22 protein-coding genes are annotated in these 24058 nt (G+C 33.6%); 11 read left to right on the top strand and 11 right to left on the bottom strand.

Features of this window, described 5'->3' with window-relative positions:
- The first annotated feature begins 147 nt into the window (after positions 1-147).
- The 4 genes from K1X44_04035 to K1X44_04020 all read left to right on the top strand — a co-directional run bounded on the left by K1X44_04035 (position 148) and on the right by K1X44_04020 (position 4142).
- The gene (locus K1X44_04035; GenBank protein MBX7146464.1) at positions 148-1179 is read left to right on the top strand and encodes a hypothetical protein; all 1032 of its coding nucleotides are present in this window, start codon (positions 148-150) and stop codon (positions 1177-1179) included.
- Between the two features lie 355 nt (positions 1180-1534).
- Positions 1535-2023, top strand: coding sequence for a hypothetical protein (locus K1X44_04030; protein MBX7146463.1), 489 nt, complete (start codon positions 1535-1537; stop codon positions 2021-2023).
- Between the two features lie 74 nt (positions 2024-2097).
- Positions 2098-3162, top strand: a complete 1065-nt coding sequence (locus K1X44_04025; protein MBX7146462.1) for a hypothetical protein — start codon at positions 2098-2100, stop codon at positions 3160-3162.
- A gap of 230 nt (positions 3163-3392) precedes the next feature.
- Positions 3393-4142, top strand: a complete 750-nt coding sequence (locus K1X44_04020; GenBank protein MBX7146461.1) for a phosphocholine cytidylyltransferase family protein — start codon at positions 3393-3395, stop codon at positions 4140-4142.
- A 65-nt stretch (positions 4143-4207) separates the two neighbouring features.
- Here K1X44_04020 and K1X44_04015 read toward each other — a convergent pair whose 3' ends face one another.
- From K1X44_04015 to K1X44_03985, 7 genes are all read right to left on the bottom strand, one after another.
- Complete coding sequence (locus K1X44_04015) at positions 4208-5020, bottom strand: nucleotidyltransferase family protein (GenBank protein ID MBX7146460.1); 813 nt, start codon at positions 5018-5020, stop codon at positions 4208-4210.
- Complete coding sequence (locus K1X44_04010; protein MBX7146459.1) at positions 5017-6147, bottom strand: GNAT family N-acetyltransferase; 1131 nt, start codon at positions 6145-6147, stop codon at positions 5017-5019. Before K1X44_04010 ends, K1X44_04015 begins: the two co-directional genes overlap by 4 nt.
- A gap of 28 nt (positions 6148-6175) precedes the next feature.
- Entirely contained in the window at positions 6176-6907 is a 732-nt protein-coding gene (locus K1X44_04005; protein ID MBX7146458.1) for a sterol desaturase family protein, read from the bottom strand.
- A gap of 109 nt (positions 6908-7016) precedes the next feature.
- A complete protein-coding gene (gene lptG, locus K1X44_04000; GenBank protein MBX7146457.1) occupies positions 7017-8105 on the bottom strand; it encodes an LPS export ABC transporter permease LptG in 1089 nt (362 codons plus the stop codon).
- Positions 8102-9316 carry an LptF/LptG family permease gene (locus K1X44_03995; GenBank protein ID MBX7146456.1) on the bottom strand — a complete coding sequence of 405 codons (1215 nt, stop codon included), beginning with the start codon at positions 9314-9316 and terminating at the stop codon, positions 8102-8104. The genes lptG and K1X44_03995 overlap by 4 nt, the downstream gene beginning before the upstream one ends.
- A 17-nt stretch (positions 9317-9333) precedes the next feature.
- Entirely contained in the window at positions 9334-9771 is a 438-nt protein-coding gene (locus tag K1X44_03990) for an HIT family protein (GenBank protein ID MBX7146455.1), read from the bottom strand.
- 44 nt (positions 9772-9815) lie between these two features.
- On the bottom strand, positions 9816-10727 hold the full coding sequence (locus tag K1X44_03985; GenBank protein MBX7146454.1) for a metallophosphoesterase: 912 nt from the start codon (positions 10725-10727) through the stop codon (positions 9816-9818).
- Positions 10728-10897: 170 nt separating this feature from the next.
- Here K1X44_03985 and K1X44_03980 point away from each other — a divergent pair, with 170 nt between their 5' ends.
- The 4 genes from K1X44_03980 to K1X44_03965 are packed head-to-tail and all read left to right on the top strand — an operon-like array spanning position 10898 to position 15188.
- A complete protein-coding gene (locus tag K1X44_03980; GenBank protein ID MBX7146453.1) occupies positions 10898-12103 on the top strand; it encodes a CDP-alcohol phosphatidyltransferase family protein in 1206 nt (401 codons plus the stop codon).
- 2 nt (positions 12104-12105) lie between these two features.
- A complete protein-coding gene (locus K1X44_03975) occupies positions 12106-13068 on the top strand; it encodes a hypothetical protein (GenBank protein ID MBX7146452.1) in 963 nt (320 codons plus the stop codon).
- A 15-nt stretch (positions 13069-13083) separates the two neighbouring features.
- The gene (locus K1X44_03970; GenBank protein ID MBX7146451.1) at positions 13084-14043 is read left to right on the top strand and encodes a hypothetical protein; all 960 of its coding nucleotides are present in this window, start codon (positions 13084-13086) and stop codon (positions 14041-14043) included.
- A gap of 56 nt (positions 14044-14099) precedes the next feature.
- Positions 14100-15188 (top strand): fatty acid desaturase, encoded by a 1089-nt coding sequence (locus K1X44_03965; protein ID MBX7146450.1) that lies wholly within the window; start codon positions 14100-14102, stop codon positions 15186-15188.
- Positions 15189-15305: 117 nt separating this feature from the next.
- Here K1X44_03965 and K1X44_03960 read toward each other — a convergent pair whose 3' ends face one another.
- The 4 genes from K1X44_03960 to K1X44_03945 form a co-directional block, all read right to left on the bottom strand.
- On the bottom strand, positions 15306-16517 hold the full coding sequence (locus tag K1X44_03960) for an aminotransferase class I/II-fold pyridoxal phosphate-dependent enzyme (protein MBX7146449.1): 1212 nt from the start codon (positions 16515-16517) through the stop codon (positions 15306-15308).
- A gap of 29 nt (positions 16518-16546) precedes the next feature.
- Entirely contained in the window at positions 16547-16810 is a 264-nt protein-coding gene (locus tag K1X44_03955; protein ID MBX7146448.1) for an acyl carrier protein, read from the bottom strand.
- Between the two features lie 174 nt (positions 16811-16984).
- Positions 16985-17935 carry an NAD(P)-dependent oxidoreductase gene (locus K1X44_03950; protein MBX7146447.1) on the bottom strand — a complete coding sequence of 317 codons (951 nt, stop codon included), beginning with the start codon at positions 17933-17935 and terminating at the stop codon, positions 16985-16987.
- Entirely contained in the window at positions 17932-19668 is a 1737-nt protein-coding gene (locus K1X44_03945; GenBank protein ID MBX7146446.1) for a fatty acyl-AMP ligase, read from the bottom strand. Before K1X44_03945 ends, K1X44_03950 begins: the two co-directional genes overlap by 4 nt.
- Positions 19669-20526: 858 nt before the next feature.
- Here K1X44_03945 and K1X44_03940 point away from each other — a divergent pair.
- The 3 genes from K1X44_03940 to K1X44_03930 all read left to right on the top strand — a co-directional run.
- On the top strand, positions 20527-21885 hold the full coding sequence (locus tag K1X44_03940; protein MBX7146445.1) for a hypothetical protein: 1359 nt from the start codon (positions 20527-20529) through the stop codon (positions 21883-21885).
- 175 nt (positions 21886-22060) lie between these two features.
- Positions 22061-23380, top strand: a complete 1320-nt coding sequence (locus K1X44_03935) for a hypothetical protein (protein MBX7146444.1) — start codon at positions 22061-22063, stop codon at positions 23378-23380.
- Between the two features lie 172 nt (positions 23381-23552).
- Positions 23553-24058: hypothetical protein (locus K1X44_03930; protein MBX7146443.1), on the top strand; the 506-nt coding region annotated here is incomplete at its 3' end.

Raw genomic sequence — 24058 nt, 5'->3', positions numbered from 1 at the left:
TTTTATTTTAATAAAAAATAAATTTATTTTTAATTTTAAAAAAATATAAATTAATTTAATTAACCATATATTCCTATACATAAGAAATTTACGGATCTATATATAACACATATTATAATTAAATAACTTGATTAAAAGGTCCATATTATGAAACAAAATGCAAAAGAAATTTTAAAAAAACAATTATCAAATTCAAAACAATTTTATTTTTCAGGTAATGATGAAAAAAAAGAATTTAGTCAAAATAATATAATGCCATTAATTATTGATGTAGTGGGTACTGCTGGCGATGATATTCTTGTGGGTGATGCTAATGGTGTAGATAGCTATAGATTTTCGGGTGTAGATGGTGATGATATTTTAGTGGGTGGTGATTTAAAGGATATATTAGTAGGTGATGATGGTAATGATCAAATTTTTGGGGGGAATGGAAATGATTTGATAGATGGTGCAAGTGACAATGATTTACTTAATGGCGGAAATGGAAATGATAATATACTAGCGGGATTAGGTAGAGATATTCTTTCTGGCGATGATGGTGATGATGTATTAAATGGGGAATATGATGGTGATGATACAATGGATGGTGGAAATGGAAATGATAAAATATATGCTGGCCGTGGGGGTAGCAATAAACTTTTTGGTGGAAATGATAATGATATAATCATAGGAAGCTATGGGGATGATATTATTGATGGGGGTGATGGGGATGATATAGTCAAAGGTGGTATGGGTGAGGATATTATTATTTTAAAAACAGGGATAGACTATGCGTTAGGCGAAGAAGGAGATGATTTATTTATCGTACATGCTGATAATTCTGAAGACTATATAGATGGAGGAAAAGATATAGATACAGTTCATTTGGGATATGACAGTTTGCTTGATTATGATTTCATGAGGACATCATCAACAGAATTTTATGCTCTGAGTAAGATTACAGGATTTAAGGATTATTATTCTAATATTGAATATGTTGAAACAGATGTTGAAGGTAAAGTATCAATAGATGATCTTTTTAGTACTATGCCGCTTGCTTCTACAAACAACTCTTTTCTCTCTCAATCGATGGCAGGGTTCGGTAGCAATGGATCTGGTACGGTTGAAGGGTTAGTTACCAATGATCAATCTGGTCAACCCTATCTTGCGGCATTGGTGGATCCCAAACATACAGTTTAATGGATTAATTTAATTACTGATAAAAGCCATCAGAATTTCTGATGGCTTTTGTTTATCGTAAATTATAGATAAAATACTTCATATAATAGAAACCATAAAGCTTTAGAATAAAAATGTACGATTTTTCTTGACAAGGTAATAGAAATCTGTTAAATATTGTCATACTTAAATACGTGTATCCAAAGCCCTTTTGATTTCAAAAGGGCTTTTTTATTTGGTACAACATAAAGGAAAAGCCCATGTTTTGACTGTAATATAGAACCATCGTTTAACACCCATAATTATTAAGAACACATAGTCATGTATCGGATGATTATGTGTTTTTTGTTATTACCTATTATAAGGAGGATTCCTCATGTCTGAACCACTGTCTCAATCAGAACTATCTCAACCATTTACCTATGATCCAGCTTTAGCTAAAAAAATATGTATTCAAATTGCCCAGGGTTATGAATTGGAAAAATTGTGTGAGGATGATCCAACCTTGCCACCTGCTGATCAAATTATGATTTGGCTTTTGGAAGAGCCTGAATTCTATACTCTTTATATGAAGGCCAGACGTATTCAATCCGATATGATGGTGGATAAAGTTGTACAAATTGTTAAACGTACCCAAAGTTTTTTAGCTGATCACGAGAAATCATTAAGCATCAGCCAGAGATTTACCTATACCCGCATGCTGATCAGCACAATGAAATGGATTGCTTGTAAATTAAACCCCGAAAAATATGGCACCACAAAACGTAATCCCAATATCGATAAATTAAAGCAAATAGAAATTCAGGCGATCAAACGTTCTGTAGACAAAAATCAAGTTCATAATTCTGAACTTAAAATTTCTTAAATAGGTTGATAATAATCTTGCATTGTATGCAAAGCTACTTAATATAAAATATATTTATATTAATGGAGTGTGATATGAAAAAATATTTACTTTATTCTAATGCTAATAAAAGAAATTTATTAAATTCCGAATTATACTTATCAGAAAATTCTCGCCCTATAAATTATGATACATCAACGTTGTTAAGCCGTTTTGATGGTACGTGGGATGATGATACGCTTGTGGGCAAATATGACGATGAAAATCAAATTTTTGGGTATGGCGGGGATGATTTTCTGGTGGGAGGTTCTTTGTCCGATACACTTTATGGTGGTGTGGGTCAAGATACACTTGTTGGGCTTATGGGGGATGATATTCTAGAAGGTGGATTTGGGCCCGATAGTCTGTGGGGTTATGGTGGAACTGATACGGCGAGTTATAAAAATTCTATCGGGGTTAATGTTGATCTTTTAAGCGGAAAAGGGCGTGGTGGGGATGCTGAAGGTGATATTTTGAATGATATTGAAAATGTCGATGGTTCGTTGGGAAATGATAATTTAACTGGTAATTATGGCAATAACAAACTTAATGGGTATAATGGGAACGATATACTTGATGGTCTTGCTGGTGATGATATTTTAAATGGGGGTGATGGAGATGATACTCTAGATAAATGGGGTGGAAGGGATGGCGATGATATTCTTAATGGGGGTAATGGCAATGATGATATAACCTTCGGTAACGGGAATGATACAGTTTATGGTGGTACGGGTGATGATAATATTATTGCATCATTGATGGGTAGGTCGCAAAGTTTTGTGGATGGGGGAGACGGTACCGATATGCTTAGTGTTTATTATTTAATATTATCTGATTATCAATTTAAATCGGTCAGTTTTAATGAATTTGTTTCTATTAATAAAACCACAGGTGATACAAATCGTTATTTGAATTTTGAATATGTAAATACATCTGCTGCTAAAATGACAGTGGCTGATTTTTTATCCAAATATGGAAGTTTTTCCACACAAACTGATCCTTCATCACTTACCCAATCAATAAATGCTTTTGAAACTAACGATGGCCAGCCAGATAATTCATTATCAACTATAGCAGATTCTAAAGACCAAAGCGGGTTTTTGGTTGGATCCACTATTTAATTTTAATAAAATCTAGATTGATATAATAAAAGGTTACATTATTTTTGTGACCTTTTAATATTTGGATTATATTATGATGGAATAAAATAAAGTTGTATAAAGTTAAACTGATATCTTCATAAAAATTAAACAAAATATATGACAAAATCTTTTTTTATTTGTAATGTTAAACACATAATTAAAAATTCTATTCATCACAAAATATCAGTTATAGCTTTATTTTTTGGAGTATTTTTTCTATGAAAGCGTTAATTTTAAGTGCTGGCCAAGGGTCACGATTATTACCTTTGACAGAAAAACGCCCCAAATGTCTGTTGCCCATTGGGGATAAAACCCTGATTGAATGGCAAATTCACCACTTGATCAAAGCTGGTATTAAAGAATTTGCAGTTGTGGTTGGATTTCATGCCAAGGATCTTGAAGAAAAGCTTCAAGATTTACAAAAAAAATTGGGAATTAAAATTAAAACAATTTTTAATCCATTTTATAATGTTGCTGACAATCTTGGTAGTTGTTGGTTGGCGAGAAGCGAAATGGATCAAGACTTTTTTATCGTGAATGGCGATACATTATTTATCCATGATATACCAAAAAAGGTATTGGAAAATGCGACATCATCTCAATATCCTATTACTGTTACGGTTGATCATAAATCCACCTATGATTCAGATGATATGAAAGTCAGAATAGAAGGCACAAAATTAATGGAAATTGGAAAAACTTTACCCCTTAATATTGTGAATGGCGAATCTATTGGTATGTTATTTTTCAAAGGTGATGGGCCAAAATTATTTGCTGACGCTGTCGATCAGGCCATGCGTACAACCGAAGGATTAAAATGGTGGTATTTGAAAGTCATTGGCCTCCTTGCGGAAAAAAGCCATGTGGGTATAGCCTCAATCAAAGGGCTTAGTTGGGGGGAGGTTGATTTTCCTGAAGATTTGGTCAAAGCACAAACCTTGGTTGCAACTTGGTCATGATTTAATATTCAATACTTATTTAATTCTAAATAATTAAAAAATATAATATTTTATTTATTTTAAAATTAATTTAAAACTTGCTGTTGATTGGCCAAGATTTGTTCAACTAATATTAAATCCTCAGGTTTATCGATATCAATGGCAGCTTCGGCAAAAGGCATTAAAACATGTCGAATATCAGCATTGGTTTTTTTAGAAATAATTGATAACGCAGTTGGCAAATCAATTTTACCACGTAAAAATTTTAATAAAACCATGGGGCCAATTTGTTTTATAAGTTGCCAGGGTTTTTTACGATGCTTTTCCATTTTTAACCAATATTGTCCAACATTGGCGGCATTGGGATGCAAAAGCGCAAAAAGATTACATCCTGAATATCCATCATCCATAAATTTATAAAAAGTTCGTATCGCTTTGGGATAATGTTGGGTGATTAATGATGCAGCGGCCAGTGCAACAACAAAATCGGCCTGTTCTGGTAAATGTTCAATAAAATAATTAATCATAGGGGGTGTTAATAATGGGTGGTCCCCTGTTGTGACAAGTAAGGGTAATGGATCTTTAATCATTTCTATTGCCGATAAAACACTTAAAACTGGTGTTGCCTCCGTTGGTATAGAAAGAAGTTTTTTTTCCGCAATATAATGGGAAAGTTCGGCAATCGTATCGAGTGAACTGGGGTTGGGTAGACACACAATAACACGTCCAATATAGGGTGATGCCAAAACATTTTTTAAAACCCGTACCAACATGGGGACACCACCCACTGGTACAAAGGTTTTTAATTTAATTCCACCTGCATATGACGTGGCAATGGGATCATCTTTCTCGCGACTTCCTGCAAGGACGAGGGCCGTATATGTGGTGGGTTTTGTCATCCTAAATCTTTACCGTAAATCCGAAAAATTTTAGATACTTTTCCACCCACATGTTCAATTAACCGACGGGTTGGGGTATTGTCTTCTAAAATCCAACCTAACTCGGCACTTTCAAACCCATGTTTTTTACCATTTTTGCGCAATTCTTCCAAAAGCATCATGACAAGAATAGAAGCCATAGGTGTTTTTTGATATTCTTTTTTCAACCCAAATAACAGAACACGTGCAGTTTTTAATCCTTTGATTTTTAACCGCCATAAAAGTTTCAATAAACCCAACGGAAAAAGGGACCCGTTTAAATCATAAATTGCTTCATTAATGTTGGGTAAAGCCACAATCATGGATATAGGCCTTTGATCAAATTCAGCAATCCAGATAAGATCTTTGACAATTAAGGGTTTCATTGATTTTGCTATATGATCAATTTCTTTTTCGGTAAAAGGTACAAATCCCCAATTATCTGACCATGCATCATTAAAAATTGATACAATAGTTTTTAATTCTTGGCCATGGTTCTGGGGGTTATAGGGACGTAACTTGACACGATTATTTTGATCCAATCTGTGAAGAAAATTCCCCGCATCAATGGGTTTTGTATGACTAACATTATAGGTATAGCTATATAAATCTTTGGCTTTCGTAAAACCGTAGTTTAATAAATATTTTTCAGTATAGGCACGGTTATAAGGATACATCATCACGGATGGTGTATCATAACCATCAATTAATAATCCTGCTTCTTCATTAATTGAATGATTAAAGGGACCGGTTATATATTTGATATCTCTTTTTTTTAACCATTCTTCTGCTGTTTTTATAAGCGCTGAAAAAACATCCCCATTATCCTCAGCATCCAGAAAACCAAAATGACCTACTTTTTTTCCTTCATATGGTTTATTTAACCGATCAATTTGTGCGCTGATCCGACCCACAATTTTATTACCGTCAACGGCAAGAAAATATTGATGTTCAGCATGATCAAAATAGGGATTTTTTTTAGGATTCAGAACTTCTAACCTTTCCATCATTAAGGGTGGTATGTAACCTTTATCATCCTTATATAATCGGTTAGGCAGAAGAATAAAATCTTTAAGATGTTTTTGTGTTACCACAGGAATAATGTTCATGTTCAATTTATCCCTATATTAATTATGGCTATTGGGGGGAATTTATAGGATCTTTAATCCGGTAGCGTCCTGGTCCATCATCGCGTCTAACCCCATGGGATAATTCTAAAACCCAGGGATATTTTAAAGCTTCTTCATTTGTATAACCTATATTAAAAACGGTTGGGCTTTTTTCAACATATTTTGATTTAGCATAAAAAGTATTAAAAAGACGATCCCACAAATAATTTGTAATTCCATAATTACCTTGTTCATTGTGAAAATGGTGGGCAAGATGTAATTTTTTTATGCGCTGTAAAAAGGACCATTTGGGTTGATAATTAAGATGTTGGATGCAATGACAAAATTCATAGAAACAGGTTATAATTAATCCTGTCATAATACCGCTATAGGCCCCGACCATACCACCCAAAGCCCAGCCTGCTGATCCTGTAATTAAAAAAATAGTTGGCAGGGTTGTGTAGGGGGCACCAAAAAGAACCTTTAAATTGTGGGGGTCTTGATGATGATCAAAATGAATACGTTTCCAGGTAGCTGCGGCATATTTTATTTTATAAAGTCTACTGTGAAGAACAAATCGATGGATCACATACCAGGCAAAAGGATAAATAACTATTGTTGCCACAATTGGTAAAAAGATATCATAAAAAGAAAGAGTATTTTCTGCTAAAAGAAGAACGAAGAAAACAATAGATAAAACAAGATAAAGAAGAATAGTTGGATAAGTAAAGAACGCATAAACCAATTCTTTAAAGGTCATTTTATCTAAATTGTAAGAAGCTTTTTGAAAAAAGGCAAAATAGTTTCTCAATCTTTTGTTCCTTGATGGTAAATGTATTTTTGTAATTTATAGCAGTGATTGATTTTAATTACCAACCTTCAACCCTGATCAATAAACTAATACCAAGAATTAAATACAAAATTAAAGGTAGGGTGATAGCAAATAATGCAGGTAAAGCACCAACTTCACCTAAAGTGAAAAAAATACCATCGATAATAAAATATGTAAAGCCTAAACCAATACCTGTTGCTAATCCCGTCAATATACCACCGTGACGTTGAATTCTTTGGGCTATGGGGGCTGCAAGAACAACCATAATTAAACAGACAAAGGGGAGAAAAAGACGCCTGTATAAAGAGGTACGATAATAATAATAAGGATGTTGATTACCAATATCGGAATTGAAGCTAAAATTGATAAGATCAGAAAAAGATAGGCTTTCTGCGGGTGTTGTATAATCAACAAAATGCTGGGGTGAAAGATTGCTGTGCCATATAAGGCGGGGTATTTTTTTGAAGTGGCTATTAAAAGTTGTATCAATTGTCCATTCTTGGACATCTTCTAAAACCCAATAAGCTTCTTCCCAACGAGCACTACGTGCCAAAGTTAAAGTTTCAATATTACCTAAATTATTTCTTTTAGAAATGATGGGTTTGACCAACGTATGACCTTGATCAAGAACACCTTCAAGACGAATAAGAAAATTTTCATCATGAAGCCAAAGATTTTTATCTTTGGTACCTTTTGTTTGATCCGGATTGTTAAGGGCACTTTCAGCATCCCACTGGGTACGTGCTTGGATGGCATTGTTAATAATATAATTATGAAGAACAAAATGAAAGACACCCAAAAAAACTATACTTGGCCATAAAGTTAATAAAAATTTATAGAATGACATACCAAACGCTTTTAAAGCCAAAATTTCATTATGCTGGACAAATTTACCTAAAGTTATTAAAGCTGCAATTAAAATAGAAAAGCTTAAAATAGATCCCATAATTTCTGGTAATCTTAGAATAATATAATAAAAAATGGACCATGTCCCACTATGGTTTTGTAAAATGTCCTCGGTATTATTTAATAAATCTAAAAGCTGAACAAGAGAGGTAAAACCAAAAAGAACAAGAGCAAAATTGGCAAGAAAATTTTTATTTATATAAATACCTAATATCGTCATTTAATTTTTGATATAAATAAATTTTTATAAATTTTTTCTTTAATGGGTTGGATTACTGTATGGCTTATATTATCAAGACTATCTAATAAATTAAACCCTGGTTTTGTTACAGTTAAATATAAAGCAAAACAACTTGCAAAACTATAAAGAAGAAAGGGAAACCATAAAGCGATCCAAGGTGAAAGACTATTGGTTTCAACAAGATTTTCACCAAATTGCAATAAATGATGATAGGTCACAAGCAAAACTAATCCTGCGACTAAACCCAATCCACGTTTAATGCGGCGATTACTAATCCCAAGAGGAATAGCCATAATAGGTAAAAATAATAAACTAAAAACTCTAACTAATCTTGAATGAATTTCAGCCTGAACATTTTGGGGGGGGATATTTTTAAGTAAATTTTCATCATGGGATAAAAGTTCAAATAGGGTAAGCTCTCTCTCCCCGCCTAATCCGCGATTACGAAATTTTTCTTGGTCAAACGCAATGTCGAGCGGAATATCAAGTCTGTCAAAAGATGAAAGATTGGTTTGACCAGTTTTTTGATTGGATTCAATACGTGATGCTTGATTTAAACTAAGGATTAATTGGTTATCATCTTTGGAACGAAAAATTTCCCCATGATGGGCCGTGGTTGTGATAAACTCTTCATTATTTTTTTGTTCATGAATATAAATACCTGTTAATAATTGTCCTTGGGTATTGATATCATCAATAAAAATAGTCATTCCTCCAAGACCGGTAAAAAATGACTCCCGCTGTAAAACTGCATTTAAAGCTGTATGTGTAATAGCATAAACAAGTGCACGATAAACATAGCGCGTATGGGGTTGCATAAAACCAATAACTAAAAAAATGATCAAGAGAAGACTAAGCGCAAGTCCACCAAGCGGTACAAGCAAACGATGAATACCATATCCCATAGATTGGAAAGCATCTAATTCATTATCTTGGCATAATTTCATGACGGTTAATATAGTTCCCACAAAAAAAGCAGCAGGTAGGGCAATGCCAAGATAATGAGGAATAAGGCTCGCGAGCATTTTGAAAATAATTTGCAATGATCCAGATTGATTGGCCACCATATCTAAAAGACGGATAAGCCTTTCAAGCAAAAGGGCAAATAAAGCAATACTTACAGTCATAAGCAAAGGGACGAGGGTTTTGCGTAAAATATATAAATCGATAATTCGGGTTTTGCTTAACATTAATTTAATCATAGGACTTAATCTAAGACCCATTGTTTTTTGATAAAAGACAATAAATGATCGTATTGGTCTTGAGATAAGGCGGTTGTATGTTTAAAATTAGGTAAAGCTGGCCAACCAGGATCTTGAAAACTTATTGTATCAAATAATTGGGGTTGATCATAGCGGGGTATGACATGCCAATGAACATGCGGGTCAACCATCATAAGCATTAAATAGTTGATTTTTTGATAGTTAAATATTTTTTTTAAAGAATGTTCAATGTTTTTGATAACAGTTGGTAATTCAATAAAACATGGTTCCTGAAGATTAGAAAAGGATGTTGCATTACTTTTCGTGGCTAAAATTAAAGAGCCCAAAGTTATCTGCTGCGGACGCAATAAAACAGCCCAATTATGATACTCATGGATAATGCTGTTCGGATAATTAAAAGTTAAAAGAGTTTGATTGGTCATAGAGTGATTTGATTATAGTGATAAATAATATTTAAAATCATGGGTCAAGGGATAGCTAATGTAAATCTACCTTCTTGGTTAAATAAATTTGTGACTTTATTATAACCTCTTACTTCCACATCAACAAACCATTTCTGCGATTTTTGGATGATGGTATAAATATGATAGCGCGCATGTGGCTTATTTTTGACAGGATAGGATGAAATTGAAGGTACGCCAACAACAGGAATATAACCCTGATCTGTATTAATTTTTGTTAGTCCCGATCTATGGGTATGGCCATGAACAATCATATGAACACCATAAGGATTAATGGTTTCTATAAAGGCAGATATATCTTGAAGTTGTTTTCTTTCATGACCTTTTAAAGTAAAAGGTGGATGATGGATAAGAATAATTTTAAATAGATTTTTGGCTTTTAAATAATCTAATAAATGAGCTAATTTTGTGAGTTGATTGGTTCCAATAATTCCAGCTGCACTGGAAAGGGGCATGGGCCTGGCGGATGAAACGCCAATAATGGCTATATTATTTTTAATGCGTAAATACGGAAAATCATCAAACGATTTTACGGCCATTTGGTTTTGATCATAATCATTAGTCATATATCTTGACCATAATCCCAACGATTTTTCCCATAGTACTGGGACATAACAATCATGATTTCCGGGTATAATGCTAATTTTATCCGGTGACCCTGTATTTTCTAACCATCGATGGGCATTTATATATTCTTCTTCCAAAGAAATATTAATTAAATCCCCTGTAATAATCATATGATCAATAGGTTGGGTGGATAAATCTTGAAGAAAAACAGGTAAAACCCCATGATCATGAATTTGACGTCGCCGCCAATGCCATGATAAAAAACCAAGCAATCTTTTGCTTAAAGCCTTAGAGAAAGGTAAAGAAGGTAGTTTTAAATGAAGATCAGAAAAATGGGCAATTTTTGTCATATATTTTATACAACACCACAAAAGTTTAAAAATGTATCTTAAGATTATTTTCTTGATTAACCCAGCAAGAAAAGGCATTAACATATATAAGTTTTACATAAAATAGCTCGTTTTTATAGAAAAAAGATTAAAAAAGTATTAAAAATTAATAATTTAAGGTTTGATAATCTATGTATGGTGTTCGTAAAATTCTTGCCCGCTCTGCTCAAAAACCAAGACCTGTTGCCAGAATTATAGGTCAATGTGACATTAAAATTTGGGGAACATCCTCTTATGTGCGTTGGACCCGTGCTTTTAAACGTTATGAAGTCAAAGATATCGGCGATGAAACGACACTTATTCATGAAGATGCACCGTCCGTTGTTTTAGGTCACCAAAATTATGTGGTCGATGAAACCTTAATTAAAGCGCTTATTGAAACACCAGATATTATTTTGGTTTTGGAAAAGAATAATCAATTATTACCTATAGCTGCCCATTGCCAGACAGATAATTTTGCAGCCACTGTTCAATTATTGAAACTTTCGCCCTTAAATCCAGAAGCAGCGGCAGCCTTAGGGTTAAAAGTTGTAAAGCCAAGTGATCTTACCTCATCTTATAACCGATCTTTGCGTAAACGAGCAGACCCTTACATTTTCTCCTTACCAGATGATTCAATGGATTTAATTGAAAAAAGAATGTTCAAGGGTGTGTATAAAGGGGTTACGGATTTTGTGACAAAATATGTATGGCCACCTTTGGCAAGACCTGTGACGCGTTGGGCGTCGCAAGCCAACATTACCCCCAATATGGTAACAAGTGTCAGTTTGATTTTTGTTCTTTTAACTATGTGGTTGTTTGTAGAGGGCCATTTTTGGTTAGGTATGATTACAGCTTGGATTATGACATTTCTTGATACGGTTGATGGTAAACTTGCCCGTGTCACAATGACGTCATCTCCTTTGGGTAATATTTTTGATCATGGTATTGATCATATCCATCCCCCTTTTTGGTGGTGGGCATGGTGGCAGGGTGTTATCACATTGAAGCCAGAATTATTGCAATCAACAGGGTGGTGGTTTGCTTTATGGGCGGTTCTTCTTAGCTATCTTGCGGGTCGAATTTTAGAAGGTTGGTTCTTGTGGCGTCACAAGATTCAAATTCATGTATGGCGCCCCATTGATTCATTTTTCCGTCTTATTGTTGCAAGACGCAATCCTAATCTTGTTATTCTTATGATAGGGCTAGCCTTGGGAAGTCCCGAAATTGCTTTTTACGCTTTAGCTGCGTGGAGTATTTTTTGTGTTTTATTCCATATCTATCAATCTGTTTCTGCAGAAAATTTCAGATCCCAGCATGATCATATTACGTCTTGGCTATCGGAAAGAAATTCGTAATTTTGCGAAAAATAGGTGTCATTGCTAATCCACAAAGCTGGTATAATAAATATAAACTTAATGCTTTATCTAAAATCGTACGCCAATATCCAGATATACTTTATCAAGAGATTAAAGAATTTGACCATCTGATTACACTTCTTAATAATTGTGCTGATCACAAAGTTGATTTATTAGTGATTAGTGGGGGGGATGGTACAGTTCAAGCCATTTTAACTTTAATTTTAAATGGACAAACAAACTATAAAACGCCACCTTTGCTAGCTATTTTGCCAGGTGGTCGTACCAATCTTATTGCGCTAGAAATTGGGTTAAAAGGTAGGTTAGAAAAAATTTTTAGAACATTATCATCCGAGGTCAATGGGGCTAAAAATATTATCACGAAACCTATTTTGTCTGTTTCTGTTCACCCAGACCATAAACCTTTATTTGGTTTATTTCTTGGAATGGGTGCTTTTACAGAGTTAACTTTAATGGGAAGAAATAAATTCCATCGCTGGGGATTGGCTAAATCCTTGGCAATTTTGGTCACTATGATATATTTTTTTATAAAGCTTATTTTTATGCCGCGGTCAAAAAGCCAAGATGATGTACTTAGAAAGTACAAAATTGATTTTAAAGCAAATAATAATGAATTTAATACCAATCCAAAATTTATATTTTTTGTTACTACCCTTAATCAGTTAGTGTATAAAATGAACCCATTTTGGGGACAAGAAAAAGGTTTTTTGCGATATTTAAGTATACCCTATCCACCTCTTAATCTATTAAACTCTTTATGGGTTGTGCTTCGAAAAAAAGATAAAACCCAATTAGAACAATTAGGATATATAAGTAATTGCGCAACAATACTTGAATGTGAGATCGATAATGATTTTATTATTGATGGGGAAATTATAAAATCTTTTCCCAATTATCCAGTTAAAATTAAAGCTGATCATCAATTGAAATTTGTTTGTTTTTAAAAAAATATAAAAATTATGACCCAATATTTTTCTAATTTTTTGGACCAACATATTAATCAACCATGTGAATCTTATGTTGATTTCTTGTCACAAAAAATTCAAGAAAAATATCCAAATGCTTTATGTATAATATTTTATGGATCATGTTTGCGTAAAAAAAATATTGAAAAGCTTGATGACGAATTGTTTGATTTTTATGTGGTAGTTGATTCATACCTGGAAACATATTCAAGAAAGAAAATGGCATTTTTTAATTATCTTTTACCACCCAATGTTTTTTTTATATCTGTCCCATGGCAAAATCACATGTTAAAGGCCAAATATGCTGTGATAAATTATGACCAATTTTATCGCGGCGTTTCACCCAAGGCGTGGCAACCTGCCTTGTGGGCAAGATTTTCACAGCCCATTCGTTTAATTTATACGAAAAATGATAAAGCAAGGATACAAATTATAAATGCTTTAAAACTGGCGTCCCAAACTATAATTCATCAAGCTATTCAATTAGTGGGATCAAATTTTACGATTAAAAAACTGTGGGTTAGTATTTTTTCTAAAACGTACGGGGCAGAATTAAGACCAGAAAAGTCAAATAAAGCCGTTGATTTATATATGTCAAATCAAACATATTACCAACACCTTACCCCCATGATTTTAAAAGATCTTGGATATAAATGGTCAGAAGAAACTACAGATAATGAAATAATATACCGATTAAAAGAAATAAAATTTTCCCCATATCACATATATGGTCAAAGCTTACTTTGGTTTTTAAGATCGATATGGGCAAGAATTTTAAATTTTTTACGATTAATGAAAGCATCATTCACTTTTGATAATGGTGTTGATTATGTTTTATGGAAAATCAAAAGGCATTCCGGTATTACAATGACTTTAACACCATGGCAAAAAAAACATCCTTTACTGGCGTCTCCTGTGATTTTATGGAAACTTTATAAGCAACGTATATTGTAAAATACATATAAAATCTTTATATTAAATGTCTTAGTAACTAAATATAATTTACGAAAATGGAAACAGATTTTAAAACTTTATCAGCTTTAAGCAGAGAAGAAGAACGGGTTTTTATTCAACAAGCAAAATCAATTGTTGATGATCTTTTCATCTATAAACCTTATTTATATTGGCTTGATTTTATTGTAACTACAATAATTGCCTATGGGGCAGCCTATATTTATTTTACGGCGGATAATTTTTCTTTTGGGCAAATTAGCAGTTTTTTTGTTTCTATTTTTGCATTATTTCGGGCTGGTGTTTTTATTCATGAAATTGTGCACATGCCCGGTAATGTTATGAATGGGTTTAAATTATTTTGGAATGTTTTTTATGGAATACCAACCTTTACACCTTCTTTTATGTATAAAAACCATACAGACCATCATAATTGGCGTCATTATGGGACCCCAAAGGATGGAGAATATGTTCAATTAAGTGGGTCGACCAAATCAATTCTCTTATACTTGATTCAGGTACCATTGTTACCTTTATTTGCGGTTATTCGTTTTTTATTTTTGGGACCTTTATCATGGTTTATACCAAAATTGCGCATTTGGGTTTTAGAAAATGTGTCTTCTTATATCTGTAATCCTAAATATCGCCGCAGGCTTCCCCCCAATGAAAAAAGAGGGCTTTGGCTTTTAGGAGAGGTTGCCTGTTTTATTGTACTAGCTTTATTTTTTACAGCTTTGGTGACAGGTGTTATTGCACCGCATGTTTTGGTCGAAGTGTACATTTTAGGTATGGGGGCCGCAGGGCTTAATTGGATTCGTAATTTGGCGGCCCATCGGTATGGCAATAAGGGTGATAGCATGAGTTATGTAAGCCAATTGGTTGATTCAGTAAATATTGTTGGTTTCTCACCTTTGACGTTTTTACTTTTTCCTGTGGGGCTTAGATATCATGCGCTACATCATTTTTTTCCAGCTTTACCTTATCATGCATTGGGGAAGGCCCATAAGCGTTTAATGTCTCAATTACCGGAAAATTCCTTTTATCATCATACAATAGAAAAAAGCTTTATGAAGATCGTGTTTGATTTATGGAAAGGTTCTTTTAAAGATAGGTATACCCACAATCCCAATATGAGGAAAGCAGCTTAATTTTAGAAAAATACTTTTAGAAATTGGTAATAAATTAAATAAAGAAAAGTTAAATTAAAGGCAGCTTTGACATATATATGTCAAAGCTGCCTTTACTATCTATATAGTAAAGATTATTTATGCAACAGCAGCTGAATCCAACATATATCCAACTTTATAGGCAACTTCTGTCATAATTTTGATCATAGTTTCCAGTTGATGACGTTCATGGGCAGAACAAACACTACAACGTAATAAAGCCGTACCTTGAGGCGTTGCAGGTGGCAGAGCCAAATTAACATAGAGACCTGAATCTAAAAGCTGTTTCCACATGACAACGGCAAGTTCTGGGGAAGGAAGATAAACAGCAACCACAGGACTTTTTACAGGTCCAAGCTGAAATCCTTGATGTTTTAATCCGTCATAAAGGAAATGGGCATTATTCCAAAGGCGAATACGTAATTCTGGGTGTTGGCGTACAATCTTAAGGGCTGTATGAACAGAGGCAATCGTGGCAGGGGGTAAGGATGCTGTGAACATATAAGGTCTTGAGACAACACGTAAAAGATCAAATTGGGGATCGTTGGAAACGCAGAATCCCCCAATAGCCCCAAAGCTTTTGCTGAATGTACCAACAATATAATCAACATCATCTTCAACACCAGCAGCTTCACATAATCCCCGGCCTTTATCGCCAAGAACACCCAGGGAGTGGGCTTCATCAACTAAAAGATAGGCGCCATATTTTTTCTTTATTTTAACAAATTCCTCCAAAGGAGCTTGATCCCCAAGCATGCTATAAATGCCTTCGGTCACAATAAGTTTATTTCCTGGTTGGTCTGCTAAACGGGCCAGACGTTTTTCAAGATCAACAGGGTCATTATGTTTAAAACGGATAACTGTTGCTTGGCCAAGTTTGGCTGCATCATAAATGCTGGCGTGTGAATCTGCATCAAGAATTAAAAAATCATTAGGACCAGCGAGCGCCGAAATAATACCAAGATTAGCTTGATATCCTGTGGTAAAGATCATGGCATATTTTTTTCCATAAAAATCCGCAAGATCTTCTTCTAGAGCTTGATGAGTGCCATAACTTCCATTAGCAACACGGGACCCTGTTGTTCCTGACCCATAATGATCAAGAGCTTGTTTTGCTTCATTAATACATTCTTGGTTAAAGGTTAGTCCAAGATAGTTATTTGTTCCCGCAAGAAGAGTGGGACGGCCATTAATGATAGCTTCGGTTGTGGATAAAAGTTTTTCCATCTGGACAGCAAAGGGATTTCCACCACAAGATTTAATATTTTCATAATGTTGGGCAACATTTGCAAATCTATCAAGTAATCCCATAAAAATTTCCCCTTATCGTCAAAATCTAATTAAGTATTGCTGGTTTGGGCTGTTTTAATTTGTAAAACAGCATCAGCTAAATCGCCTATAGTTTGGATTTCTGGTACAAGATTAAGAGGTATCGAAATATCAAATTTTTCTTCTAATTCCATCATCAAATCCATAATGGCTAAAGAATCTAAATTTAAATCTCTTGATATATTAGTTGTAGCTGAAAGAACTTGTTCATTTTTTAAAAAAGACTTTAAAATCTCAATAATTGAATCAACTAATTGTTCTTTTGTAGCCACCATTATATATATCTAGTCCAAAAATCATTATTATAGTTGTTATTAAGTTAACACTATTTTCATCAAAAAATGCCTTTTAGGGAAATAACAAATTGTTACCAATTGTAACAATTCTGTCATAATTTTCTTTAAAAAATCCGGAGGATTTATGAATTTAAGCGTGAGAGAATAGCTTTATTAAAGCCATCCCGCTTTTTTATAGAAATCGAATGTTTCTTGAAACCCTTGGCTTAAGGGTATTTTAGGTTTCCATTCTTTTAAAAGATCCATAGATGATTTATTACATATCCAATTATCATGGGTTAATTCTTTTATTTTTTCTTGTGTAAGCATAGGAACATATAGAGAATTAAAAGATTTATACCAAGAATTTGCTGTTGCAATTATATTAAGAACAAAAGGTGAAATTTTAAAAGATATAATTTTTTTCTTCATTATTAATGACATTATCCCAACGATATCTTGCCAGCTATATCCAAAAATTTGTTGATCATCCGGTTCAAAAATAGAGCGGTTAGGAGGCAAAAATTGTATAATAGATGTAAGACATTCTGTTAAATCATCTACATGGATCATTGAAAAACGACCCTGTCCTTTGTTGGGTAAAAAGGCAAATCCTTTTTGCGCTAATTTAAAAAAGGGTAATATTTCAGTGTCTCCTGGCCCATAAACAGCTGGGGGACGTACAATCCAATATTCAAGAGAACTTGCATGAATTATTTTTTCGCCCTGTGCTTTACTTTTAGCATAAGAGGAAAGATGGGGTTCTCTTGCCGCCAAGGATGAAATAAGAATAACCTTTATTTTGGGGTTATAATGTTGAGCTAAAGTAACAATATGGCTGACCGCTTCAACATTATATTTATAAAAATCCGATACATTACGTGCCTTCACCAACCCGGCACTATGGATTAAAAAGTCTGCATTTTTTAAAAGTATAGCGATACTGGTAGAATCAAAAACATCGCCGATGATGACTTCGAAATTAGCGGATGATAAAAAAGAATTAACCGGTAATCTTCTAGATAAAATTTTAATTAAAAATTTTTTTTTTGCTAAATTTTGGATAAGATGACTACCAATAAAACCTGTGGCCCCTGTGACAGCCACAATAGGTACATGGGTCATGCATAGGAACTTTCTTTAAGAGGTATATAAGTCCCCATAAGGTAGTTATTTTTTGCTTTAGATCGGCTTAATTTACCAGAGGAGGTTTGTGGTAAGCTGTGGGGTGGAACCAAAACAATTTTAGCATCCAAACCTGTTGTTTGTCTGACACAAGATTCAGCATCTTGAATTAATTTAATTTTGGCTTCTTCATCTCCAAGGCGACATTGAAGAAGAATAATAATCTCTTCATTATCATTTTCTTTTTCAATAGAAAAAGCTGCAACATCACCTCGTCTTAAATTGGGTAATTCTTCAATTGCCCATTCTAAATCTTGTGGCCATATATTACGACCGTTAATAATAATTAAATCCTTACTTCTTCCTGTGATGATTATTTGATTATCATATAAAAAACCTAAATCACCTGTGTCTAACCAACCATCGGCTGAAAGAATTTGCTTGGTTATTTCAGGTTGATTAAAATATCCGTTCATTAAACTTGGACCTTTAACAAAAATTTTGCCAAGCTCTTGATCGCCAAGTTTTTGCCCGTTTTCATTTCGCACTTCAATGGAATGTTTGGGTAAAACATTCCCACATAAAACAAAGTCTCTTGTTTGGGATGTAGGTTTTTGATGAATATCTGCAATATTGTCCTGAGACAATTTTTCACGATCAATATTAATTGACTGAAATCCCTTATCTAAAGGTGCGAAACTGATAGCAAGGGTTGTTTCAGCCATCCCATAGCTTGGAACAAAAGCTTTGGATTTAAAACCATAAGGTGCAAATGTATTGACAAATTTTTCTAAAATCTGCGCTTGAATCATATCGCCACCAATCCCGGCAGCGCGCCAAGAAGATAAATTAATATCTTTCATATTTAAATCGCGAGCACGTCTTACACAAAGATCATATCCAAAACTGGGGCTATAAGAAATGGTTGATTGATGCCTGGATATAAGAGATAACCATAAAAGAGGGCGTCTTGCGAAATCTCTGGTCGTTAAATAATCAATAGAAATTTGACATAAAAGAGGGACAAGCATAAATCCAACCAATCCCATGTCATGATATAAAGGTAACCATGATGTGGTACGATCACCATCCCTGATACAAAGACCGTGATTAGCAATAGCATATGCATTAGCCATTAAAGAACGTTGATGAATATCTATACCTAGGGGAAATCTTGTACTGCCAGATGAATATTGAAGATAACAGGTTTCATCCGGGTCAAAAGGTCTAATGTCAGTATCGGCATAAGGTAAATCAAGGAAATGATCAAAACTTCCAAGAAATTTAATATCAAGATTAAGCGCAGCTTCTTTTAAAAAGGGCAATAAACTTATGGGTGCCGCAGCAGCAGTCGCCAGTGATCCCATAAGTTGCCGTTTTAATCCATCCACATATGATTTATGGGCACCAAAAACAGTTGGTATGGCAACAGGCACAGGTATAATCGATGCATATTGGCACGCTGCAAATAAAATCATAAAATTGGGATCTGTATCAGCGACAAGAACCATTCTTGAACCTTTTGGGATGCCGCTTTTAATTAATCCCCGGGCAACTTGCATGGCTTTATCTTGTAAAGCTTGATAGGTTAAAACATATGTAAGTTCACCTTTGGCTGAATAAAAATTCATACCTGTACTTCCTTTGGCAGCATAATCAAGGGCTTCGGTAAAAGTTTGAAATGTTGCAATTTTTATAGGAAGTGAATTATTTGTCGTTGCCGTCGCTTGCATAAAATACTTAACTCTAATGTTTTATTACATTCTTTTCATACATGATCATTGGTATTGGCAATGATTTTATGATTTATATTTATTTATAAAAAATAATCTGTCAAAACATATTCGTTTTGGCTTTTGCATTATAAGAGAATTTTTTGTGAAAGAAAGAATAGAATAATCAATTTATGGTCATTTTGGATTAATTAAAATAATTAGTCTAGTTACCTTTTCTGACATTGCTAAAATGAATAATAAAAAAATATTTTTGTAAAAAATAGCCCCCATAGTGATGTTATATTGCCATATTCATAATTCATATTAATGGGTAATTAGTGAAATTATCTGGATTTTAAATAAATTTGAAATAAATCACACTATAGTGTGATTTATTGAAGCAGTAATAATATACAATTATTAAAATTCAAGTATAGTTTATATATAGTTTGTATGAAAGTTTTGATTCGCTTCAAAATTTAGAAATTTTCTAAACTGATAATATTTTTATATCAGGTTTTATAATAAAACATTTTGAAGCGATATTTTTAAGGCCTTAGGTACTAATATTCTAGTATCAAAAAACTTCACTATGAAGTTTAGGCAATTATATTTTTTTATGTCTATCCTCCGAAATTTTAGCGGAGATTTTTTGGAAGTTGACTCAAGCACAGCTAGTATTTTGTGGTTATTGTACTAGCTGTGCTTCTTTTTATTTAAAACTATAAACTTTTTTTTCAGTAATGTCTATATAATATTATATTTTTTTATAATAAATATATTAGGTATAACTATCACTAATAGAACTTTATATCTTTACTTTTTATCATATTAATTATCTTATTAAGTTAAATCTTTAAAATGATAAAAATCTTCATGAAAAACTATCGTATTTTTCTTTGCTTTTTGGTTATATATTTTTTCAATAATATACCTCTTTATGCGGTTGATAAAAATTCAACCACTATAAAAAGTGAATTATTTGATATATCAAAATTTGTTCCCACTATTTTACCAGAATCTTATACGCCAAAATCTTGTCGTTTAACGCCTTTATCTGAATATGAAGAAAAAGCACAATTAACTTTTCTTTATAATTGTGTTTATTCATCTGAAGAAACAAATGATAATATATTGGTTATTATAGGTTTTAATCCACAATTACAACCTATAACCCAGACTGTTCTTAAAATAAAAGAAGGCGAATTTTATAATTTACTTGCCGCTAAATCTGATCAATTTTTGCTAGAAGAACGATTGCCCTTTGATGTAAATTCAAATAATGGACAATTTCTATATAAAATTGTTGCCTATGATTATAAAAATAATTCTTTATGGTCTTTTGATGATACCAAATTAACAAGTCTTAAATTAAAAAATTACCATATTGTCAGTATCAATCATGCAGTGCCAATTAAAAATGGTCATTATATAGTGTCGGTTGATGTGCAAAATATAAATCAGGCAACATCATATAAAAATTTAATTTTAGATATTACGGCCAATGGCAAGATATCATGGGCCTATATGGATGAATATGCCGAAGTTTTCTTTCAAGAGGCTGATCTATTTTATAATCAATCAAATAATCAAATTGTTATTTTGAAAAATTTATATGAAGGAGACGGGCAAGGCCAAAAAAATAATTTATTAAAATTAAATAACCAGGATTCTTTCCTTATTTCTTTGGATAGTAATGGCCGTGAAGCAAACAGAAAAAATATTGGACAATTAAAATTAAATAATCTTGCGTCCGGATTGTATAGGGATGGTTCTTTAATTTTAGTGGGTATGAATGCAGACAATAAATTAGAATTTTTGTGGTTTGATTCTACTCTTAATTCAAAACAACATAATACCTTATCGCCTATAATAGAAAATAAAACCACAAAAAGCGAAAATGAAGATTTTATTTTAAAGAACCTCATGTTTTTGTCAGATAAAAATTTTATTATATTAGGAAATCAATATTCAGATAAGGATCAAGAAAACATAAATATATCTGATTCAATTGATGAAGGTATGGCCCATATGTTATCTGGTCAATTAACGCTTTTGCATGTGAATCCTCAGGGTCAAATTATCGACAATAATATGCTTATGGATCTTTCTCTTATTAAAGAAATATCCCTTAATTCTTTGATTACAGAAATGATTAGATTAAATGATCAATCTATTTTAGCTAATATTATGTTAGGTGATACGAACCGTTTTTATAAAATAACAATTCCCTAGCGAATAATATCACAAAAAAATTAATAAAAGATAAATATTTATATTTATACATATAAAAATATAAAAACATATCTAACCTTGAATAAAATTTTACTATACCTATTTACAAGTAAGTAACAGACTTTATTTAATGATAGTCTGGAAATCCTTAAAAAAAATATAGGGAGTGATTTCCATGAAGAATAGTTCCAAATATCTTTTAATTACGGCATCTTTGCTTGCCTTATCCATTGGATCAAGCGTGGCATCTGTTGTGACACCAACCCAATTTTGTTCAGAATTATATTCAAAAAAACAAATTCAATCTGTTTCTGAATGTACAGCCAAGATTTTAATGCAAATAAAAGCGGTATCATATTCAAGACAGCAAGATTTATTAAGACAAACAAACATTAATTCTCAAGATCAATCTCTTAGACGTTTGTATGTTATAAATAATGGTTCATCGAATTATATTGATGAAAGAAATAGTGTTATATCTAATAATGTTTCTCCTAATCAACCTTTACAGCTTTTAAATAATCCTGGTAATCCGATATCTATACCGATAACACGCGCCCCGGATAGGTTGAACCCAATACCTAACCCCAATCCGGTTCCTGATTATACCGGGACAATAACCATGCGTGCACCAGATAGATTAAACCCAATACTTAATCCCAATCCGGTTCCTGATTATACCGGGACAATAACCATGCGTGCACCAGATAGATTAAACCCAATACCTAATCCCAATCCGGTTCCTGATTATACCGGGACAATAACCATGCGTGCACCAGATAGGTTGAACCCAATACCTAATCCCAATCCGGTTCCTGATTATACCGGGACAATAACCATGCGTGCGCCAGATAGGTTGAACCCGATACCTAATCCTAATCCGGTTCCTGATCCCGTATATAATAATCCAATGACCTCATCGGATCCTATCCCAACATTTGATAATTCTGATGATACGATGGCTGGTTACCCCACGACCTCATCGGATCCTATCCCAACATTTGATAATTCTGATGATACGATTGCTGGTTACCCTACAACGTCCTCAGATCCTATTCCAACGTTTGATAATTTCAATGATACAATAGATAATCCTGATCAGCAAATAGTCATGCAACAACCAGTTCTAAACCCGGTACCTATTCAACAACCTAGACAATTACAATTTTTACAACCTTTACAACCGGTAGCCCAACCCCAAGGTGGGCATTACCAAATAATACCTCTAGGTGGACAGGGGGGATTATATGAAAGAATTATAGTGCTATGGGTACCTGACGACCCTGTACCTCTTTCATCAACAATCACACCATTTACTTGGAAAGAAAACACATTAATTAAAACAACTGATTCAACAACAAATGATGATACCGCATCATCTAGTGATAGACCTGTACCAGAACCTGATGCAATTACTGATGACGACGATGATGATGGTGGGGATGATGGTGGGGATGATGGTGGGGATGATAATGGTCCTCCGGTTGTGCCATAGATTATATCTATTTTCTTGCACTTTAAGAGGCCAGAATAAAATCTGGCCTCTTTTTTTTATTTTTATAAGAATATTACAAAAGATATAAAAAAATTTATCTTTTGTTAACTACATACATATTAAACTTACGAGATAGATACCATATTATTTTATCCGATTGTGGAGAGCTATCATGAAGAATCAATATAAAATGCTTTTAATCAGCACGGTTTCCTTAATATTTTTAAATGCAAATCCTGCTTGGACTAATGTACCAACTCTTCGCAATCAACCTATAACAAGAACTCAGATAGCTTTCCCCCAACCATCAATAATAGAGATTCTTGCCCAAAATTCTCAAAGGAATCGCTTATGTACACCTAAAAATCCATTTTTTCCACTGAGCGCAAGTGATACGTCATGTAACGAAAATGAAACCAATAAACGCGCTACCCCTGATTCGTCATTCATAAATAATGATAGCAATGGTAGTGGCGGCGGTGATGGCGGTAACAACGGCGGTGGTGACAATGGTGGCGGAAATAACGGCGGCGGTAACAATGGCGGTGGCAACAACGGCGGCGGCAACAATGGCGGTGGAAATAATGGCGGTGGCAATAATGGTGGTGGTAACAACGGTGGTGGAAACAATGGCGGCGGAAATAACGGCGGCGGCAACAACGGCGGTGGAAATAATGG

The organism is Alphaproteobacteria bacterium (genome assembly GCA_019695395.1).
Lineage (GTDB): Bacteria > Pseudomonadota > Alphaproteobacteria > JAEUKQ01 > JAIBAD01 > JAIBAD01.
The sequence above is the reverse complement of the archived record's forward strand: the minus strand, read 5'-3'. Positions and strand labels throughout refer to the sequence as shown.

What these genes read in the sequence shown, in the direction of transcription:
- K1X44_03935 (MBX7146444.1), top strand. Translation starts at nt 22,061, where the DNA reads ATGAAGAATAGTTCCAAATATCTTTTAATTACGGCATCTTTGCTTGCC.
- K1X44_03960 (MBX7146449.1), bottom strand. Translation starts at nt 16,517, where the DNA reads ATGGGATTACTTGATAGATTTGCAAATGTTGCCCAACATTATGAAAAT.
- K1X44_04025 (MBX7146462.1), top strand. Translation starts at nt 2,098, where the DNA reads ATGAAAAAATATTTACTTTATTCTAATGCTAATAAAAGAAATTTATTA.
- K1X44_04015 (MBX7146460.1), bottom strand. Translation starts at nt 5,020, where the DNA reads ATGACAAAACCCACCACATATACGGCCCTCGTCCTTGCAGGAAGTCGC.
- K1X44_03970 (MBX7146451.1), top strand. Translation starts at nt 13,084, where the DNA reads ATGACCCAATATTTTTCTAATTTTTTGGACCAACATATTAATCAACCA.
- K1X44_04035 (MBX7146464.1), top strand. Translation starts at nt 148, where the DNA reads ATGAAACAAAATGCAAAAGAAATTTTAAAAAAACAATTATCAAATTCA.
- K1X44_03945 (MBX7146446.1), bottom strand. Translation starts at nt 19,668, where the DNA reads ATGCAAGCGACGGCAACGACAAATAATTCACTTCCTATAAAAATTGCA.
- K1X44_04005 (MBX7146458.1), bottom strand. Translation starts at nt 6,907, where the DNA reads ATGACCTTTAAAGAATTGGTTTATGCGTTCTTTACTTATCCAACTATT.
- K1X44_03965 (MBX7146450.1), top strand. Translation starts at nt 14,100, where the DNA reads ATGGAAACAGATTTTAAAACTTTATCAGCTTTAAGCAGAGAAGAAGAA.
- K1X44_03990 (MBX7146455.1), bottom strand. Translation starts at nt 9,771, where the DNA reads ATGACCAATCAAACTCTTTTAACTTTTAATTATCCGAACAGCATTATC.
- K1X44_03950 (MBX7146447.1), bottom strand. Translation starts at nt 17,935, where the DNA reads ATGACCCATGTACCTATTGTGGCTGTCACAGGGGCCACAGGTTTTATT.
- K1X44_04010 (MBX7146459.1), bottom strand. Translation starts at nt 6,147, where the DNA reads ATGAACATTATTCCTGTGGTAACACAAAAACATCTTAAAGATTTTATT.
- K1X44_03980 (MBX7146453.1), top strand. Translation starts at nt 10,898, where the DNA reads ATGTATGGTGTTCGTAAAATTCTTGCCCGCTCTGCTCAAAAACCAAGA.
- lptG (MBX7146457.1), bottom strand. Translation starts at nt 8,105, where the DNA reads ATGACGATATTAGGTATTTATATAAATAAAAATTTTCTTGCCAATTTT.
- K1X44_03995 (MBX7146456.1), bottom strand. Translation starts at nt 9,316, where the DNA reads ATGTTAAGCAAAACCCGAATTATCGATTTATATATTTTACGCAAAACC.
- K1X44_03985 (MBX7146454.1), bottom strand. Translation starts at nt 10,727, where the DNA reads ATGACAAAAATTGCCCATTTTTCTGATCTTCATTTAAAACTACCTTCT.
- K1X44_03955 (MBX7146448.1), bottom strand. Translation starts at nt 16,810, where the DNA reads ATGGTGGCTACAAAAGAACAATTAGTTGATTCAATTATTGAGATTTTA.
- K1X44_03940 (MBX7146445.1), top strand. Translation starts at nt 20,527, where the DNA reads ATGAAAAACTATCGTATTTTTCTTTGCTTTTTGGTTATATATTTTTTC.
- K1X44_04030 (MBX7146463.1), top strand. Translation starts at nt 1,535, where the DNA reads ATGTCTGAACCACTGTCTCAATCAGAACTATCTCAACCATTTACCTAT.